Annotated in this window: 17 protein-coding genes and 1 pseudogene; 9 read left to right on the forward strand and 9 right to left on the reverse strand. The window is 40.0% G+C overall.

Annotated elements, in window-relative coordinates:
- Positions 1-15 precede the first annotated feature (15 nt).
- A complete protein-coding gene (locus GARC_RS21325; RefSeq protein WP_007624315.1) occupies positions 16-648 on the forward strand; it encodes a TetR/AcrR family transcriptional regulator in 633 nt (210 codons plus the stop codon).
- A gap of 89 nt (positions 649-737) precedes the next feature.
- Here GARC_RS21325 and GARC_RS21330 read toward each other — a convergent pair whose 3' ends face one another.
- Both GARC_RS21330 and GARC_RS21335 read right to left on the reverse strand, forming a co-directional pair.
- A complete protein-coding gene (locus tag GARC_RS21330; protein WP_007624316.1) occupies positions 738-1862 on the reverse strand; it encodes an alpha/beta hydrolase in 1125 nt (374 codons plus the stop codon).
- 333 nt (positions 1863-2195) lie between these two features.
- Complete coding sequence (locus GARC_RS21335) at positions 2196-2558, reverse strand: MAPEG family protein (protein ID WP_264370928.1); 363 nt, start codon at positions 2556-2558, stop codon at positions 2196-2198.
- Here GARC_RS21335 and GARC_RS21340 point away from each other — a divergent pair.
- Positions 2452-3378: a TetR/AcrR family transcriptional regulator gene (locus tag GARC_RS21340; RefSeq protein ID WP_226989264.1), complete on the forward strand. Its 927-nt coding sequence runs from the start codon at positions 2452-2454 to the stop codon at positions 3376-3378. The genes GARC_RS21335 and GARC_RS21340 overlap by 107 nt on opposite strands.
- A 157-nt stretch (positions 3379-3535) precedes the next feature.
- Here the strand turns inward: GARC_RS21340 and GARC_RS21345 are convergent.
- The 3 genes and pseudogenes from GARC_RS21345 to GARC_RS21355 form a co-directional block, all read right to left on the reverse strand.
- A pseudogene (locus GARC_RS21345) lies at positions 3536-3772 on the reverse strand (type II toxin-antitoxin system RelE/ParE family toxin); the annotation flags it as partial.
- A gap of 71 nt (positions 3773-3843) precedes the next feature.
- Positions 3844-4086: a type II toxin-antitoxin system Phd/YefM family antitoxin gene (locus GARC_RS21350; RefSeq protein WP_007624332.1), complete on the reverse strand. Its 243-nt coding sequence runs from the start codon at positions 4084-4086 to the stop codon at positions 3844-3846.
- Positions 4087-4865: 779 nt separating this feature from the next.
- Complete coding sequence (locus GARC_RS21355; RefSeq protein WP_007624334.1) at positions 4866-5441, reverse strand: hypothetical protein; 576 nt, start codon at positions 5439-5441, stop codon at positions 4866-4868.
- 680 nt (positions 5442-6121) lie between these two features.
- Here GARC_RS21355 and trhO point away from each other — a divergent pair.
- From trhO to GARC_RS21375, 4 genes are all read left to right on the forward strand, one after another.
- Entirely contained in the window at positions 6122-7126 is a 1005-nt protein-coding gene (gene trhO / locus GARC_RS21360) for an oxygen-dependent tRNA uridine(34) hydroxylase TrhO (protein WP_007624339.1), read from the forward strand.
- A 97-nt stretch (positions 7127-7223) separates the two neighbouring features.
- Complete coding sequence (locus tag GARC_RS21365) at positions 7224-7469, forward strand: EF-hand domain-containing protein (RefSeq protein WP_007624341.1); 246 nt, start codon at positions 7224-7226, stop codon at positions 7467-7469.
- Between the two features lie 184 nt (positions 7470-7653).
- Positions 7654-8526 carry a glutathione-dependent disulfide-bond oxidoreductase gene (gene yghU / locus GARC_RS21370; protein WP_007624343.1) on the forward strand — a complete coding sequence of 291 codons (873 nt, stop codon included), beginning with the start codon at positions 7654-7656 and terminating at the stop codon, positions 8524-8526.
- A gap of 301 nt (positions 8527-8827) precedes the next feature.
- Positions 8828-9697 carry a GGDEF domain-containing response regulator gene (locus tag GARC_RS21375; protein ID WP_226989284.1) on the forward strand — a complete coding sequence of 290 codons (870 nt, stop codon included), beginning with the start codon at positions 8828-8830 and terminating at the stop codon, positions 9695-9697.
- A gap of 156 nt (positions 9698-9853) precedes the next feature.
- Here GARC_RS21375 and GARC_RS21380 read toward each other — a convergent pair whose 3' ends face one another.
- Positions 9854-10387, reverse strand: a complete 534-nt coding sequence (locus tag GARC_RS21380; protein ID WP_052151548.1) for a response regulator — start codon at positions 10385-10387, stop codon at positions 9854-9856.
- Positions 10388-10597: 210 nt separating this feature from the next.
- Positions 10598-11749 carry a dipeptidase gene (locus GARC_RS21385; RefSeq protein ID WP_226989286.1) on the reverse strand — a complete coding sequence of 384 codons (1152 nt, stop codon included), beginning with the start codon at positions 11747-11749 and terminating at the stop codon, positions 10598-10600.
- Between the two features lie 693 nt (positions 11750-12442).
- Here GARC_RS21385 and GARC_RS21390 point away from each other — a divergent pair.
- Together GARC_RS21390 and GARC_RS21395 are read left to right on the forward strand one after the other, a co-directional pair.
- On the forward strand, positions 12443-14050 hold the full coding sequence (locus GARC_RS21390; RefSeq protein WP_007624349.1) for a glycerol-3-phosphate dehydrogenase/oxidase: 1608 nt from the start codon (positions 12443-12445) through the stop codon (positions 14048-14050).
- 258 nt (positions 14051-14308) lie between these two features.
- Positions 14309-15106, forward strand: coding sequence for a SapC family protein (locus GARC_RS21395; protein WP_007624351.1), 798 nt, complete (start codon positions 14309-14311; stop codon positions 15104-15106).
- A gap of 95 nt (positions 15107-15201) precedes the next feature.
- Here the strand turns inward: GARC_RS21395 and GARC_RS21400 are convergent, their stop codons facing one another.
- Both GARC_RS21400 and glpK read right to left on the reverse strand, forming a co-directional pair.
- Positions 15202-16254 (reverse strand): aldose epimerase family protein, encoded by a 1053-nt coding sequence (locus GARC_RS21400; protein WP_007624353.1) that lies wholly within the window; start codon positions 16252-16254, stop codon positions 15202-15204.
- Entirely contained in the window at positions 16251-17744 is a 1494-nt protein-coding gene (glpK, locus tag GARC_RS21405) for a glycerol kinase GlpK (protein WP_007624354.1), read from the reverse strand. Before glpK ends, GARC_RS21400 begins: the two co-directional genes overlap by 4 nt.
- A 237-nt stretch (positions 17745-17981) precedes the next feature.
- On the opposite strand from glpK, the gene GARC_RS21410 reads away from it, so the two are divergent.
- Entirely contained in the window at positions 17982-18830 is an 849-nt protein-coding gene (locus GARC_RS21410) for a hypothetical protein (protein WP_226989266.1), read from the forward strand.
- The last annotated feature ends 194 nt before the right edge of the window (positions 18831-19024 follow it).

Here is a 19024-nt window from a genome sequence, read left to right on the forward strand (position 1 = left end):
AGTTTAAGGAATTATATGGACAGTGTCAATTTGAAAGCAAAGCAGAAACGTACCGCGGGGCAAAAACACGGAGATCTAAGAATGGTATTGCTTAGAGAGGGATTATCACTGCTCGATTCTCAAGGAGTCGAAGGTGTCACTATCCGCGCCGTAGCACGCAACGCAGGTGTGGCCCATTCAGCGCCCGCTAACCATTTTCCATCCAAGCGAGTAATGCTGACCGCCATCGCGGCAAAAATTTTTGCAGAATTGGCTGATCTCACCATAGAGGCGGTAACTGATTTAGCCGATAAACCAGAAGAGGCCATTCAAGCCTTCGCTGAAACTTGTTTCCAGTTTGCTTTCGACACCCCCAATCGCTATCAACTACTCTGGCAACGCCAGCTCATTGACCAAGACGATACAGCACTTGCTACGGAAATGGATCGCGTCTATTCAGCCCTACTTTCATTACTGCGACAAGACCAAGTAAAGCACCGCGTGGACATCGAGACAGATGCAATTGCGATATGGTCAATGATTCACGGTTACATAAGCATGCGACTGGATGGAAATTTTGAGGCCGCTAAAGATACAGTAACGAACCTTCCACGGCATAAAGCAATTCTGCTGTCACTCATTGATGGTATTTACTACCGTGATAGTTGAAACTTTCAAGACAGAAGAGCTTTGGCGGAGTCACCAATGAAGAAATAGACGAAGTCGAATTCTCTTACCCTCTTACGATGGTTAATTCGTTAATTCATACTAAATTTGGCTAGTTCACTGCGTAATTCATGAGATTGTGGATTTTTGATTAACTCCGATTTATATAAGGAAATGGCATCCGCAGTTGCGCCATTATCTACGTAAAATTGGCCTAATTTTTTTATAAATCCAAAGGGATAATTAAAGCCCTCAATAAAACCATCAAATTCACTCAATAGTAGTTTGAAGAAAGTAAAGTTAGCTTCATTTACCGACAGGTTCAGTAAATAATGTTTAGTATCATCATGGATATCTGTACTTATTTGATATTGTTTTCCTCTATTTCTATAGTGGGCTTTTAGAGCCTTAATACCGCCAAAGTCTTTAAATTCGTTAATCGTGTAAAATCTTATGGGTGAATAGTCGCTAAAATAGCGAGTAAGTCCCTTGTTAAAAGTATCAAGAGGAGTTGAATAATGATCATCAGTTTTTGATAAATAAAATTTCCACTCAACAGCCTTCTTACTGTGATTAGTCAATATTTGGGAAAGGGCTTCATGAGATGTTAACGACCAAGATTCGACACTACCTAATGTGTAGTAAAAAAACTTATTAGTTAGCACTCTATTTTTTAATACTTCGCTAAAGTTATCAAGCCGACTCTTGGTAAAATGGGTTGAACTCGCTAGAAAATAAGCATCAAAAAGATTAGGGTGTTTTGCAAACAGCTCCAATGCAAAACCTCCCGCCATTTCCCAGCCAAAATACATTTTCATGTTATTGGTGCGGTAATGCTTTTCAACATAGCCAACAATCTGATTCTGCAGTGTATCTATGAACTCAACTGACTTCTTGCCAAGTAATTCTCTGCGATTTAAGTTTTCAGTATTAATGCCCACTACAATAAAAGCTGGAGATTTAGCCTGCCAAGTAAGTGCTTTCTGATAGGCAATCGAGTGAAGAAAATACTTTTCACCATCTAGAACATAGATCACCGGGTATTGTTGATTATTTCCAGCATATTCATCAGGTAAATAAATCGAAATATTTTGCTGAGCATCAAGTGAGACAGAATGTATATTTCCAACATTTTTGATCACATTTTTGTCGATGGACTCTGTAGCAAATGCGCCTGCTGATAAGCAGATTATTAAAGCCAAAATAAATCTATTCACAAAATCTCCATTACAGTCCATACACAAACATTGAAAACCTGTTCCACCGAATAGCTAAGTGGTGTCCCTTGGTCACTTCTTTAATAGGATTGGTATAACAAAAGATGCATACCTAGCATTCATTAAAAACTCGTCTGTACAATACACAATAAATATTTATTGTTGAGGTAAAAGAGTTGAACTATTGAAAAATGTAGATGAAAAACAATAAACTAATGCTTATCTTGCGACTTAGATTCTAATTGAAAGTGCACCACCTAGTTCATTATAGGCTTCATTTGGAGTCGAATTTAAAGCGTTTGTTTGAAGGCATCAATGTGCAGCCTGAACTGGTTATACTGATGCTAGTTTCCAAGCGGCTAGTATGAGCATCGCAATCAATACAAAGCACCCAAGCAAGAACAACCGCAGTCTCATTGGGACATAATTGGAACCAATATGTACATAAGCATGAGCGAACCTACTCAGCGCGAACAACCATGCGAGACCTATGGCAACTATATCTGCAGCATTAATACTGTAGAACACCAAACACAGAACGTAGAACAACACCGGAGTTTCAAATTGGTTGGCAATGTTGTTGGACACCTTGACCACAGCCTCCGGCCATACTCTATTATTTAATGCCACTTGCTGGCGATTTACTGCACTGGCTTTTACTGCCTTGGCCTTCCTCACCCCAAGCGTAATGAACATTATCAGGGTCAGAAAAATTTGCGCTAGAACAGGCCATAAAATGTGGTTTGAGTTCATTGGATCCCTCGTTGTTATTAATAAATCAATAGAAGGTGTAGCCCGAGTCTTTGGCCCCTTAATGGACTATCTGCAGCTGGTAAATATCCAAGCCGGTGTTAAAATGGACAGTGTCAGTTTAAGGAATTATATGGACAGTTTCAATTTGAAAGCAAAACAGAAACGTACCGCGGGGCAAAAACACGGAGATCTAAGAATAGTATTGCTTAGAGAGGGCTTATCACTGCTCGATTCTCAAGGAGTCGAAGGCGTCACTATCCGCGCCGTAGCACGCAACGCAGGTGTGGCCCATTCAGCGCCCGCTAACCATTTTCCATCCAAGCGAGTAATGCTGACCGCCATCGCGGCAAAAATTTTTGCGGAATTGGCTGATCTCACCATAGAGGCGGTAACTGATTTAGCCGATAAACCAGAACAGGCTATTCAAGCCTTCGCTGAAACTTGTTTCCAGTTTGCTTTCGACCCCCCTAATCGCTATCAACTACTCTGGCAACGCCAGCTCATTGACCAAGACGATCCAGCACTTGCTACGGAAATGGATCGCGTCTATTCAGCCCTACTTTCATTACTGCGACAAGACCAAGTAAAGCACCGCGTGGACATCGAGACAGATGCAATTGCGATATGGTCAATGATTCACGGTTACATAAGCATGCGACTGGATGGAAATTTTGTGGCCGCTAAAGATGCAGTAACGAACCTTCCACGGCATAAAGCAATTCTGCTGTCACTCATTGATGGTATTTACTACCGTGATAGTTGAAACTTTCAAGACGGAAGAGCAGTGGCGGAGTCACCAAAGAGAAAATAGACGAAGTCGAATTCTCTTACCCTCTTACGATGGTTGTCTTGTAAATTTTTTTTAAAGAGTTTTTCAATGAACCTGACCTATCAGCTTGCCTTAGGTTGAAACTTAGCAGCTATTTAAAGTGTTTTTGTGGGAGCTGTGATTGCCCTAAGACTGCAACAACTAGGATGAAACCATTTTCTTTGGTGAAATAAGCCGTATGTTTACCTACTGGGAAATAAAATCCGTGGGGGTATATTTCATTGCAACTTCTCCCCACCCCTGGATTATCAGCTAGCATCTGGGATCCAGTTAAGAGCGTTTCTTTATAGATTTGCCATTGTAATTTGGAAAAGTTTTCAATCGTGTAATTTTTTACTTTACGTTAATGCTCCTGAGCTAACTTGCTCAGTTTGTATTGTTTCTTATGCATACTGATCGTTATAGCGCATTTAAAAAGCTTTGACCGTCAAGGACATGTCCTTTAGCTAAGTCTTGCTTAGCAGATTCGAAGCAGTGTTTAAGGTATTCAGCCTTCATAGCTTCAAGCTCTTCATAATCTCTGATCGACATTACGACCACGGTATCTTTGCTGTTTTTGCTGATTTTAACTGGTTCGCGTTGAGCATTTAGAAGTAGCTCACCAAAATTTCGTTTAGCATCATTTGCTGTTAGCGTGATCATGTTTAAGTTCCATAATTGAACGTATAGTAAGATTATAATTTTTCGTGTGAAATAATCAATTTAATTAAATCGTGCGATTTAGGTTTGTTCTTTAAAACCACAGGTTTACAGCAATAAAAGCATGCGCTAATGCTTACTGCCTTCTATTACAGGTCGCACAGAAAGGGATTTCGTGTGAAAAAAGCCATGCGGACGCCGCGCGGGAGGGCGGTAAGCGCCAGCGCATGCTTTAACTCTTTGTAAAAAATCAAAAGCACGCTTCGCGCCATCATCCATGATGGTTTTGTCTCGAGTCCTTTCGAGCTAGTTACTTTTTGTGCTGCAACTTTAAATGCGGAAAATGCAGTGGCGGTGCCACCAAAGCGGGTATCGGCAATGCCGATTTATCTTGTCCTCTTACGATGGGTGTCCTGCTAATTCTTACGATGGGTGTCCTGCTAATTCTTGCTGCTAATTATTGTCTTCTTACGATGGGTGTCCTGTTAATTCTTGGTGTCCTGTTAATTCTTTGCCCCAAGAATAAGTCATTTTTAGCTGAAACTTGAAATGCGGAAAATGCAATGGCGGAGCCACCAAAGCGGGTATCGGCGATGCCGATTTTTCTTGTCCTCTTACGATGGGTGTCTTGTTAATTTATGCCGATTTTTCTTGTCCTCTTACGATGGGTGTCTTGTTAATTTCTTCTTTGTCGCTAATTTTAACTAACTGTTTAGCCTATTATGAATGGTTGAAATGAATAAACATGGCTGTCTTGGTAATTTTCTGAGTCAGTTAATTTATTAATCATGTCCAACCGGTTCAAGAATGACGGCGCTTTTGGCTAAGCAGCCTATAGCTCGGTCTTTTACTCCGGCCGGAGCGTAGCTAACGCCTACGAGGCGCACCCGATAGTTAGGCCTTACTGTTTGAAAAAATTTAATATTGTCTGGGATAATAACGCCGGCCATTTCATTGCAATGGGTCTGCCAATCCGTTCGCCCTTCAGCACGTAAATGAATGCGGCCGCGGGTTGCCCTCAAATAGACACCTTCGATATCTGCCAATTCAATGATCGTCGGAGTCGAGGCCGCTATCTGCTCAGGTGTGAAGGCAACAAAGGAATTAATAGCGTCCGTGTATGCGCTTTTACACGTATTGAACGCCACCTCCGCTTTGCTTAAATCCTTAATCTGACCAACGTGGCGGCACATTATAGAACAATGGCGTACTAACTTATTGTCAGCATTACCAGACTTCCTCAGTGTGCCACATTCTTCCCACATCTCTTCGCTCGTTTTGAGCTCTTCGGCGTAGGTCGTTGTCGAGACCTGAGTCATTGCAATACTTACAACGAATAAAACAGCGATTCGATTCATCAATTTATTTCTCCGTTAATGATGTTTTGTCTTATCAATGTCCATTTCACGACAAAAAACTGCAAGAAGATGGAATTGTCAGTACGAATTAACATGGCTAACATGTTAATCCTGTAATTGATTTATTTAAATAAAAATTAAGTTCCCGAACAATTACAAGCCGATTCACCATTTTCTTGAAACCATTCACCTCAACAAAATTAACAGGACATCCAAGGTAACTAGCTTTTTCTAGCCTGTGGCGAAGCCACTTAAGCTGTTGTCGGCTAAGCCGATGCTCTTGCTCTATCCTCGCATGTATGTTCGCCAATTATTTTTGATATTTAGTAGGTCAATTTGCATGGATGCAAATTGAGTCACAGAGTGCCGGGAGCACATTGTGACGACCTGCTGAATATCAAAAATAATTGGATGAAGAACCTAGTTTAGCGAGCGGCCCTTTTTGTTTACTTTTTGCGGCTGTAGGTAAAAAGTAAATCGCACAGAAGGGATTCTGTGAGAAAAAAGCCATGGATGGCAGTAAGCGTAAGCGCATGCTTTAAAAGCTCAAAGCTCAAAGCTCAAAGCTCAAAAATGCTCGAGCATTGCCCAAAGCGTTGACGCAAAACCCCACAACCTGCTACCATCCCACCCCAAATTTTTTGCTCTGGGATTACGCCCCAACTCGCAAGGTAGTAGCTATGTCTGAATCATCAAAATACGTCGTCTGTGCGTTATATAAATTTGTCTTTCTTGAAAACTTCGAAGAACTTCGTGAACCATTACTCCAGTTTATGGAGTCTAATAATATTAGAGGGACTTTGCTTCTCGCTGAAGAGGGTATTAACGGTACTGTTTCTGGCACTCGCCAAACCATAGATGCATTGCTTGAATGGTTAAACGCAGATGAGCGACTTAATCCTATTTCGGTTAAAGAGTCTCTTGACGAAACCCAACCTTTTCATCGCACTAAAGTTAAGCTCAAAAAAGAAATTGTGACTATGGGTGTTGAAGGCATCGACCCTCGCAAGACAGTGGGTACTTACGTTAAACCTGCTGATTGGAATGCTTTGATTTCTGATCCTGATGTATTGTTAATTGATACTCGTAACGATTATGAGATTGAAATTGGCACTTTTAAAGATGCAGTGAATCCTAATACTGAGTCTTTCCGTGAGTTTCCTCAATATGTGAAAGACAACCTAGACCCTGCTAAAAACAAAAAAGTGGCGATGTTTTGCACCGGTGGAATTCGTTGTGAAAAATCCACTGCCTATTTAAAAGAGCAGGGGTTTGATGAGGTGTATCATCTTGAAGGTGGCATTCTTAAGTATTTAGAAGAAGTACCTAAAGATAATACCTTGTGGGAAGGTGATTGTTTTGTATTTGATAACCGCGTGGCGGTGAATCACGATTTAGAGAAGAGCCATTACGACCAATGTTATGCCTGTCGTTTGCCTATTACTGAAGAAGATAAACAAAGTGTCGTATTTGAAGCGGGTGTCAGTTGCCCCAAGTGCCACGGTAAACATAGCGAAGAACAGCTTGCTCGTTTTAGAGAGCGTGAAAAACAAGTTAACCTTGCTCGAGATCGCCAAGAAGAACATTTAGGCTTAGAAGCTCGTAAAGCAATCAAGCTAAGACGCCAACAAAAAGGGGCGGTCCGTCGTGCCCAGCGCACCGCTATGGGTAAAAGTAACGGTTGATAAATTAACCGAATGATGGACTAATACTAATGTGTCATAGACACCTAGTTGTTATTAGCGTTAGACTTGCCTTAATATAACAAAAGTTGAAAAAATTATGCCTGAAAAAGTATTAACTCCAGAAAGAATTGTTGAAGCCCGCAAAGAATTTGATTTCTTTGATGAGAACGGTAGCGGCACAATAGGCTTACGTGAGTTTATTGAATTGTTAACAGTTTTATCGCCCAAAACCAAAGCTAGTCATGTTGAAGAAGGATTTGGTTTAATCGACAAAAATAACGATGGGTATATCGATTTTGATGAATTTTTAGAATGGTGGCAACAGTCTTGGTGGGAATACTAACCTAAGTGGTTGATCACATTTTTATATTAAGGGCTTCAAGTAATTGAAGCCCTTTTTTTTGTTTTAAGGTCGGTTTTTGTTGTAGCGCTTTATCTTTGGTTTTTTAACCCCATATAAAATGAAAGATTAATCACGTTCACGCTTACTTATATGCAAACCACTTACAAAAATTGGAAACCTTAATATGACAGATGAAACTTATGTCCCGCCAAAAGTATGGACCTGGGACGCTGCTAGTGGCGGAAAATTTGCCAGTATCAATCGCCCTATAGCAGGCGCTACTCACGACAAAACATTACCAGTAGGTAAACACCCATTACAGTTACATTCATTGGCTACGCCTAATGGTGTGAAGGTCACCGTAATGTTAGAGGAATTATTAGCAGCTGGTTTTACCGAAGCTGAATATGATGCTTACATAGTGAATATTATGGAAGGTGAACAGTTTGGCAGTGATTTTGTGGCTATTAACCCTAATTCAAAGATACCTGCTTTGATGGACAACAGCACTAATCCACCTACTCGTGTATTTGAATCTGGTTCCATTTTGTTGTATTTGGCAGAAAAATTTAACGCCTTTTTACCTAGCGACCCAGCTAAAAAAGCAGAGTGTATGTCATGGTTATTTTGGCAAATGGGCAGTGCGCCAATGTTAGGTGGTGGCTTTGGACATTTTTACGCTTATGCGCCAGAAAAGTATCAATATCCAATTGACCGCTATGCAATGGAAGTGAAACGCCAACTTGATGTACTCAATATCCAGTTAGCTGACAAAGAATTTATCTGTGGTGACGAATACACTATTGCCGATATAGCTATCTGGGCATGGTATGGCGCAATGGTGTTAGGAAAGTTATATGAAGCCGCTGAATTTTTAGATGTAACTTCATATAAAAACCTACTGCGCTGGGCTAAACAAATTGACGCAAGAGAGGCTGTGAAGCGCGGTAAGATGGTAAACCGTAGTTGGGGTGAACCACAAGGGCAATTACGTCAGCGTAACGATGCCAGTGATTTTGAGACTAAAACTCAAGACAAACTCGATACGCCTGAGTAAACAGTTAATTGTGTCGCTAAAATTTAATTCACATGTATCTTCAAGGTACATGTGTGTTCACAGAATTTCACAGAATTCAGTTACCCAAAACTGAAAATTGCAGTTATATGTTGTAACTAAGTTAGCCCCATAAGCAGCGCGTTGATTAGTTTTTTAAACTTTCTAAACTGAATATGCTAGTTTCCATCTTTATAATATAATTGCCAATTCACACAGTGGTAAACCATTAGTTAAGGAGTGATTTATCCAGCTAGAGTCTTTTGTTAACGATACACTTTCTTCAAAGAAAGTGGTTGTTTTGGTGGTCGAAGACGACCCTATCAGTGCTATTATTTCTACCCAGGCCTTGTCAGATACATATGTCACTCATCATGTAACTAATGGTCAAGCGGCAGTCGATTTTTGTGAAAGTACCCCACCAGATATAGTGCTTATGGATATTAATATGCCGGGCATGAGCGGTTTGGAAGCTTGTAGTATTTTGAAACGTAACCTAATTACAAAAGATATTCCGGTTGTTTTTATTACAGCTGAGTCTGACCCTCAATCAGAAGATAAATGTTGGGACGCTGGCTGTGTTGATTTTATTAGTAAGCCTTTTTCTATTAAAACCTTACGTCACCGAATTAACGCTATTTCATCTGTAAAAATATTAACCGATGAACTTATGCGCTTAGCTACTACTGATGGATTAACTAATATCAAAAATCGGCGCTTTTTTGATAGCACTATTCTAGAACAATCTAAGTTAGCTGCAAGAAACAAAACACCACTAGGTTTGTTGTTGATCGATATCGATTATTTTAAAAGCTATAACGACACTTATGGTCACTTTAAAGGTGACGAATGTTTAAAAGTAGTGGCTCAAGCGCTCACCAAAGTGACTCATAGACCAACAGATTGTGTTGCCCGTTATGGTGGTGAAGAATTTGTGATTGTGTTACCAAACACCGATGCAAAAGGGGTTAAACATGTTGGTGAACACTTAATCGAAGTTATTCAAGAACTTAATATAGCGCATTTAGGTTCGCCGTTTAAAAAGCTAACCGTAAGCATTGGTGGTGCTATTGTTGAACAGGATTCGTTAGATATTGAAAAACTAATTGAACAGGCCGACAAACAATTATATTTGGCTAAGCAGAATGGTCGCGATAGGTTTTTAATGGCCTAACTGTAGGTAATCTTGTGTGTTAGTTAGGGCTTGTTTTTCGAATTGATCAATACCCTTTCTAACCTTAAACCTAAGGTCATTAATATTGAGTTTACGAAATTCAGCCACAAAAATTCTTGTCACCATAGGATCTTGAGATGTTATGGCGACAAACACCTACAATTCAGTATCATTGTTGCAGTTTGCGTTTACTTCATGAAGGTTATAATTATCAAAATGACGTCTTTTGCGTAATCTCGTTATACCATCAAGAATAGCTGAAAATTTAGACGTATCACTTTGAGATTTTAAGCGAATATGTGCTTGAACACGCATTAATAAGGTCACCGGTGAGACTGGTTTAGCTAAAAAATCGGTGCCTCCTGCTTCCCAGCATTTTATTTCGTCTTCAATACCTGTTAGCGACGTTGAAAATATAATTGGGCAGTCTTTCATTCCCTCTAATGTTCTGAGTATTTTGCAGGTGACATAGCCATCCAAGTTCGGCATCATCACGTCTAGCAAAATTAAATCTGGCAGTCTTTGCTGGCAAAATTCGATGGCTTCTTCACCCGAATGAACCACATGTACCTTGTATAATTGCTCTAGTGAATTGCTTAAAATCGCGGTACTGCGGCGATCATTATCGACCAGTAAAATTATAGTATTGGATTTGTCCGTTACAGATGGATTAATTATCTGTTTTATCATAGTTATTCTCCTTAAACTCAATTCACAGTACTACAGTGAGTTGACCTATAGCCTAGCGGCTAAAGGAGGAGGCAACAATTAAACTTTAGTCGTATTTGATTGTTAAAGTTGCTTAAGCGAGATGGAGAAATAGCACAAAATTGAAGTGAGAAGTACCTAGTCACAACCTAATGGGTATAGTGGTTGTGACTAGTTTAGTCTCTGAATTTACTAATGTTTAGCTGCGTAGTCTTCGTTAGCTTTCCATACTCGCATAAAGTTACCGCTGAGGATTTGGATAATATGTGCATCACTGTATCCGCGATTTAATAAACCTTGTATTAAATTAGGGTACGCGGAGACATCTTTTAGATCGGTAGGTAGTGAATCGCCGACACCGTCAAAATCAGAACCAATGCCCACATGATCAATACCAATTAACTTAACAACATGGTCAATATGATCTAATACGCTGTCTAAGGTGGCGTAGGGTAGTGGATTTTCTTCAGCATATTTAGTACTGAAACTTTTAAATTCATCACTATCTTTGCCCAACTCTTCCGCTGCCTTTTTTTGATCTGCGCTACGTTTTTTACTCCAGACATTGGCGCGTTTAGTAACAAAGGTCGAACCAAAGTTAATTTGGATCACGCCACCATTTTTTCCTAATGCTTTGATCATATCGTCATCCATATTACGCTCGAAGCCTGGCGTAAAAGCACGTAATGAAGAGTGTGAGGCAATGACGGGGGTTTTACTAATTTCAAGGGCTTGATAAAAAGCAGCATCAGATACATGAGAAATATCAATTAATACACCTACTTTATTCATCTCTGCTACTAATTCTTTACCGAATGGGCTAAGTCCTTTCCACTTGCGGCGCAGATCATATGATGAATCAGCAATATGATTTGCTTGTGAGTGTGCCAGTGTAATGTAACGAATACCACGTTCATAAAAGTGTTGCAGGTTGGCTAAATCACCTTGAATTGGAGAACCGTTTTCCATGCCCAATGGCAATGAAATCAAACCTTTTGCAAATTGTTGTTCGACTTCAGTGGTGCTATTAGCAATCGCAAATTTGTCAGGGGCGCGACCGACTATGGCTTCAACATAATCAATCAGCTTGTCGGCTAACTTAGTCGAATTGGCGGAGTTGTCTAAACTGGCAGGAATATAAATCGACATAAAAGGTGCATTGAGGCCGCCTTGTTTAGCACGAGGATAATCAAAATCACCGTCTTCTGTAGCTTTGGTGACATCAACCCATTTTTCTTCGAGGCGATAAGGCACATCGATATGGGAGTCAATAATGATATTTTCTTGCGCCAGTTTGTTGGCTTTATCAGTGACTGTGATGGCCAAAACAGAACTAACATACATAGTACTGATGGCAAATAATGAGCCGAGTTTAAGTCTTTTATTCACAATAATAGTCTCCCGCTATTTATTTATCTCACGACCTATCTATCTCTATAGATTTACTGGTCGTAGTCTAAAGATGATTGTTGAGGAGAATTCCCCTAAGCTGATTCTATAGGTTGATGAGATAAAGTGAAAGAGCCTGCAATATTGCAGGCTCTTTGCTAGCTGTGAACTGCTATTAATTAACCTTAGTTAAATGGAAAATCGAGCTACTTTGTGGTGTTAGCAAAGGTAATTACATACCTAGTTGCATCAAAACTTCAGCTGAAAATTGTTGGCCATATTTAGGTCTTCAATCTTATATAGTTACTGAGAAAGCTGACGCCAAAAAACTGAAGTGGTATATCACCAGAGATTAATATATTTTGCTATTAAAACTACCAAATCTTTCTTAGGTTTGCGTAAAATATACTTTAACTTATTTATTGGGTAACCGGTTGTTTGTTAACAAAATATAAATAGTATTGAATGTTATGAACCACCGTAAAAATATATATTCTTATGTCTTATATAAGTGTAGGCTTGGTAAATTGCTATTGTTGTTAGTGCATGTATATGATCAAGCAGAAAGTGTTCTACAAACAAAATGCTGAACTTGCTTGGGTCAGCGATGACGGGTTAATTCAAGAATCCTAAAATAACGGAAATAGTGTGAATAATCTTAGAAAAAGTAATATTACAAAATTGCCAGAAAAAACCTTCGATGTATTGATCATCGGAGGGGGTATTAACGGTGCGGTATCAGCTGCCTCGCTAGCTGCAAAAGGGGCAAAAGTCGCTTTGATTGATAAAGGAGACTTTGCCGGTTTTACCAGTTCTAACTCGTCAAATTTGGCTTGGGGTGGAATTAAATACCTTGAAAGCCATGAATATGGTTTGGTGAATAAACTCTGTAAAAGCCGTAATCATCTGATGCGCAGCTACCCATCTACCGTCAAAGAAATTCGTTTCTTTACCAGTATTCAGAAAGGTTTTCGTTTTCCGCCTTTGTTTGTTTTTATGGGGACTATTGTTTATTGGTTGATGGGGCGTTTTTTCACCCAAAGTCCACAGTATTTATCAGCAGCTAAAATTAAGTCTCTTGAAAAGGTGGTAAACACCGAAAAAGTCAATGGCGGCTTCGAATATTCCGATGCATTTTTACACGACAACGATGCACGTTTTGTATTTAATTTTATTCGTTCCAGTATGAGTTATGGCTGTATTGCCGCTAACTACGTACAAGCCAATGGCTCTGAAAAGGTCGATGGTGTATGGAAAACTCAAGCTAACGATGTGATCAGTGGTGAAACATTCGAAATTCGCTCCAAGGTGATCATCAATGCCGCAGGTCCTTTTGTTGATCCGATGAATCATATTAATCAGCAGACTACCGAACATCATCATTTGTTCTCAAAAGGCATTCATCTGATTGTCGATAAGATCACTGATAGCAATAAAGTCCTAACCTTTTTTGCGGATGATGGTCGTTTGTTTTTTGTCATCCCAATGGGTCCCAAAACTTGTATTGGAACCACTGATACTCAAGTCGAAGATCCTCATGCAAAGGTCACCGACAAAGACAGGCAATTTGTTCTAGACAATGTAAATAAACTTTTAGACTTACCCAAAGCTTTAACCCAAGACGATATCATTGCCGAACGTTGCGGCGTGCGCCCCTTAGCGATTAAGGGCAAAGGCGGCAAAGCTGATTGGGTACAACTATCACGCAAACATGCCATAGACACCAATAAAGTTGATAAGTACTTGTCCATTTTTGGCGGCAAACTGACTGACTGCATAAACGTTGGAGATGAAGTTGCAGGTTTGATCAAAGAGCTAGGCATTACCTTACCTTATGAAGATTTCAAATGGTACGGAGAACCGGACGATACTGTGCGGGATGAGTTTTTCCACCGTGCAAAATTGATGGACTTTGATGCACTCACTCCTGCCACATCCTCAGAACCATTAACTAAAAGGTTCTGGCGACGTTACGGGCGTAACGCTATTAACATGTTAGAAAATATCCGCGAAAATCCTAAAAAAGCCGAGTTGTTAATCGAAAATTCTGAATACTTACGAGTAGAAATCGAACATGCCGCAGAGCGCGAAATGGTGACTAAACTAGAAGACTTTTTACGACGTCGTTCGAAAATATCATTAGTTGTCAGGAAAGAAGATATTCTCTGTGCTCCGGGATTAAAAGAAGCCTGTGAGATATTGTTTGCGGATGAGGCCGATGCCAAGCTGCAGGAATATATTGATTCTGTGAGTTAATTTGGATTAGATTGTTTAGGTTTTGGGTGGCATTCTGCTGCAGGGAAGGTCACTTCTTTATAAGTACTTTCGGTTATAATCGCCGAAATATCCTTCACTGAACCTTAAACAATTAAAGTTATTTACAAAAAAATCACACTTCTGCTGGTTTTGTCTTGTAAAAAAGTTAATGATCCCCAGTTATTTACTTATGTCGGCTATTAAAATCAAGACGGCTCACAAAAACCGCTTTATCCCAAATAATTAGAGAACTTTTTAATGACAATGAATTACATTCCCCTAGATAAAAATAAACATAAAGATACACATGTAAAGATAAGTGGTGATTTCGCCCATGCTAAAGATACTCACTTAGCTGCCGCGTCGTTACGTGAATACGCACAAATTGCTAGTTGTATGCCAATCATCTTTATCAAAGATCCTAAAAGCGACACTACTCACAGTGTAGCCATGTTAGGTATTGAGCAAGGTGTTAACTTGTTTATGCCAGAAGGCAAATGGACAGGTCACGTGGTTCCTCTTAATATTCAACGTTATCCTTTTGATGTGCGCCCTGATGGCGACAAATTAGGTGTGTTTATTGATGAAAATTCTGCCTTAATCGGAAAAGAAGGTGAACCTCTTTTCACCGATGGCGAGCCTAGCCCTTACTTAGATAATCGTCAGAAATTATTATCTGAATTAGCTAACAGCGAAATGGCTACACGTGAATTTGTAAAGAAAATTGAAGAGCTAGATTTACTCGACTCAATTGTTATCCGTGCGCAATATGCAAACGGCCAACAACGTAATATCAATGGTATGCAAACTATCAGCGAAAAACGTCTTCAGGCGTTAGATGCGGAAACAATAACTGATTTGCATAAGACTGGTTTCTTAGGTGCAATATACGCAGTGTTAATGTCTCTTGGCCAATTGAATCGTTTAGTTCAGTTGACTCAAAGTGGTGAAAACCCTGTTAAAGCTCTACAACTTCAAGCTGAAGCGCCAGCAACTGAAGAAGCTGCAGCGGCACCAGTAGAAAAACCTAAAGCGAAGAAAGCTGCTAAAAAATAAGATATATTAGAGTGAAATAAAAAGCCCGTTACAACTGAGTTGTAACGGGCTTTTTTAGGTTTTAATAAGAGACAATTAAGATTTGAATCGCTGAACTAAAACAACACCTCATATTCAGTTACGGAATAAAACTCTTTACCGGCTTCTAGTGTAGCACTTGGAAAATGTGGCTGATTAGGTGTGTCGGGGTAGAATTGAGTTTCAAAACATACCCCCTGATGGGCTTGATAAAGCGCGCCATCTTTGCCTTTTTTGTTGTCAAAGTGGTTGGCAGTAAAAATTTGGATGCCAGGCATATTGGTATATATATTTAGATTTATATCTGAGGACACTGCTTGGCCTGCATAACTAGCTATTTTTGATCCTGGGCTATAAGCGTCTAAACATAAGTTGTGATCTAAACCGTTACCATATTTAATCTGTTGCTTATCTGAAGCTAATGGCTGACTGATGGTGGTCAACTGCCTGAAATCAAATGGAGTATTGTCAACCTCAGCAATCTCGCCCGTAGGTATAGCTCGTTCGTCAGTTGGTGTGTAGTGACTAGCTAATAATTGAACTTGATGGGCTGTTATTGAACCACTGTTATGCCCTGACAAATTAAAATAACTATGATTTGTAGGATTGTATAAGGTTGTTTGTTCAGCCTCGGCAAAATATTCTATTTTTAAGCGATTTTGTTCAGTTAAGGTATAAATAACTCTAACCGCTATGTTACCTGGGAAACCCTGATCACCATCACAGCTAGATAATTCCAACATAATTGACGGATCATCGCCACTAGATAACAGCGTACATTGCCACACTTTGCCATTAAACCCTTGGCTGCCACCATGCAAACAGTTACCACCTTGATTAATATCCGTTTGATAGTTGCTACCCGCCAAACTAAATTTTCCGTGGTTTATGCGGTTTGCATACCTGCCTACTAATGCGCCTAAATAGCTGTCGTCAGCTAAATAATCATCCACAGTGTCGTAGCCTAAAACGATATCAGTATGTTTGTTTTTGCTGTTGGGTATTAACCAACGCCGAATAATCCCCCCAAGATTGAGAATTTCAACACTCACACCTTGTTGATTGCTTAAACAATACTGTTCGACTGTTGTACCGTTTGGCATTTTTCCAAAGGTTGATTGTTTTATCATGCTTTAAACCCCAAGGTGCTTTGAATGGCACTTGCCCAGCCTTTAAGTAACTTTTCTCGTTTAGTGGTGTCCATTTTCGGTTCAAAACGGCTATCAATTTGGTTCATGCTGGCCAACTCGTCAGTCGATTGATAGATACCGATTTGTAAACCTGCTAAATAAGCCGCGCCTAATGCAGTGGTCTCCATTACTTTGGGGCGCTCCACTGTCACATCGAGCACACCTGCTAAAAATTGGCAGACCCAACTATTGGCTACCATACCACCGTCTACTCTTAATTTTTTGGGATTGACGCCATCTTCCCTCATGGCCTTGAGTAAATCCGAGGTTTGTAAGCACACTGACTCAAGTGCTGCTCGGGCAAGATGAGCGCTGCTGGTGGCGCGAGTGAGACCAAATATTGCACCTCTAGCATTAGGTGCCCAATAGGGGGTTCCTAATCCGGCAAACGCGGGCACTAAAAACACCCCATGATCATCGGGAATACTTTTGGCCATGGCTTCTGTTTCAGACGCACATTCTATAATTTTTAAGCCATCTCTAAGCCATTGCACGGCTGCTCCGGCAATAAATATCGAGCCTTCTAACGCATAGTTAGTTTTACCTTTAATAGTATACGCCACAGTCGTAAGCAGTTTGTTTTTGGATAATAGTGCTTTTTCGCCGGTATTTAACAACACAAAACAACCTGTACCATAGGTACTTTTAATGTCGCCTTGTTTAAAACAACATTGGCCAATACTGGCGGCTTGTTGATCACCGGCAACCCCTGCAATGGGAATTGAATAAGCAAATAGCCCCGCTGCGGTATTGCCATAATCAGCGGCGCATTCTTTCACCTCTGGTAACATCGATTTGGGCACGTTAAATATGTCTAGCAGGGTTTCGTCCCAGCACAAATTATGGATGTTGAATAAATTGGTGCGACTGGCGTTGGTGACATCAGTGGCATGCACTTTACCGCCTGTTAAGCGCCATATAAGAAAACTATCAACCGTGCCAAAAGCTAACTCGTTGGCGTCGGCCTTTCGTCTTGCACCATCTACATTATCTAAAATCCAAGCCACCTTTGTAGCTGAAAAATAAGGGTCGAGCAACAAACCAGTACGTTGTTGCACAGTCATTAAATGTCCAGCATTTTGCAATTCTCTGCATTTATCTGCCGTGCGTCCGTCTTGCCACACTATGGCGTTATATATGGTTTTACCGGTTTTTTTATCCCAGACCAGAGTTGTTTCTCTTTGGTTAGTGACACCAATAGCTGCTATTTTTGCCCCTTTCTTTGTAGCTTGGGCAATTGCTTGCTCACATACATTGAGTGTTGATGACCAAATATCTTCTGGATCATGTTCCACCCAACCATCATTCGGATAATGCTGGGCAAATTCTTGCTGTGCGACAGCCACAATGCTTGAATCTGGAGCAAAAACGATGGCTCTGCTTGAGGTAGTACCTTGGTCAATAGACAGAATGCAGTTTTCTAGCGGCATTTGAACTCCTTTGAGTAAATAGACAAAAAATTCTATTATTTCAGATGTTTAATTGCGAACTAACATCTTTTTAACAACATCTAACGAGTATATTATTTTTAACCAAAGAAGATAACCAATTTTCTACTTTATGTTTGTTGTTCTGTATCATTTACAATTCTGTATTTTGGATCTAATTACGACATAAATTTCTTTTGTATCAGATCATCAATCTTGTTATTTTAACGCTCTAATTTTATGTCGGTATATAATCTCAACGTGAACTTTGTTTTTCTTCTTCTAAGCCAGATTGTTGCTTTCTCCCCACAGCCCAACATAAAACTTGAAGTGATTGGGCAAGTTACAGATAAGCCTAATTGGTCGTTGTTTGCTCCACACGAAAACGAGAACGTGGCCAATGAATATGTAAGCCAACAAATTCTTGAACGTGGTGGGATATTTGTAATATTGCGCCAAGAAGGCAAGCGTTTGTTACGCCTCGAGATTAAACCTTTTGAGGTTAAGATTGATCCCAATCGCATTTTCACTAAAAAAGGCAGACGCAAGAACATCATCAGACACAACCCCAAATTACGCACTAATACTTATGTGTTTCATCGAGCAATGCGCTTATCGGCAGCCCTAGCTAAACTTATTGTAAGCACCATGGGGGGCACAGAAACCTCACGTTCATGGGTGGCTATACACAACAATACCCATGGATATTTAGGTGATAATAAACAAGGGATTGGAAATATATCCATGGTGCAGTATCAACAAAAATTAGCCAAAGGTGCTGGGTTTATTTTGGCAGTGAGTAAAAAATACGGCGACGAAGATGACTTGTTTTTTGTCACTGAGCAGCAAGATTTTAATGCTATGGAGCAAAGTGGCTGGAATGCGGTATTGCAGCATCCTCAAGTCGTCACTGATCCGTCTGAAGACTATGGTTCTTTGTCGCTTTTTGCACAAAAATCAGGTATTCGTTACATAAATATTGAAGCAGAACGTTCAACAAGTAACTTTGGTGAAAATCACTTGGTTGAACAACAACAAATGCTTGATTATGTTTTTAGTCGTTTACTGAGTAAAAACACCAACCTTTAGTGCCAATCTAAAAGTATTCTTTGGTCTTTACCGAATAAAAAATCTTAGATTAGTTTTCACCTTGTGTTCCTACACCCTGCAATTAAAAAACCATAACTCCATTATTATTACAGTTACCAAATTGCGCCACCCTGTGGGTTTTGTCTACTAATTCAGACACTTCTACAAATCCAGTGAATAAGAGGCCTTGGATC

The organism is Paraglaciecola arctica BSs20135 (genome assembly GCF_000314995.1).
Lineage (GTDB): Bacteria > Pseudomonadota > Gammaproteobacteria > Enterobacterales > Alteromonadaceae > Paraglaciecola > Paraglaciecola arctica.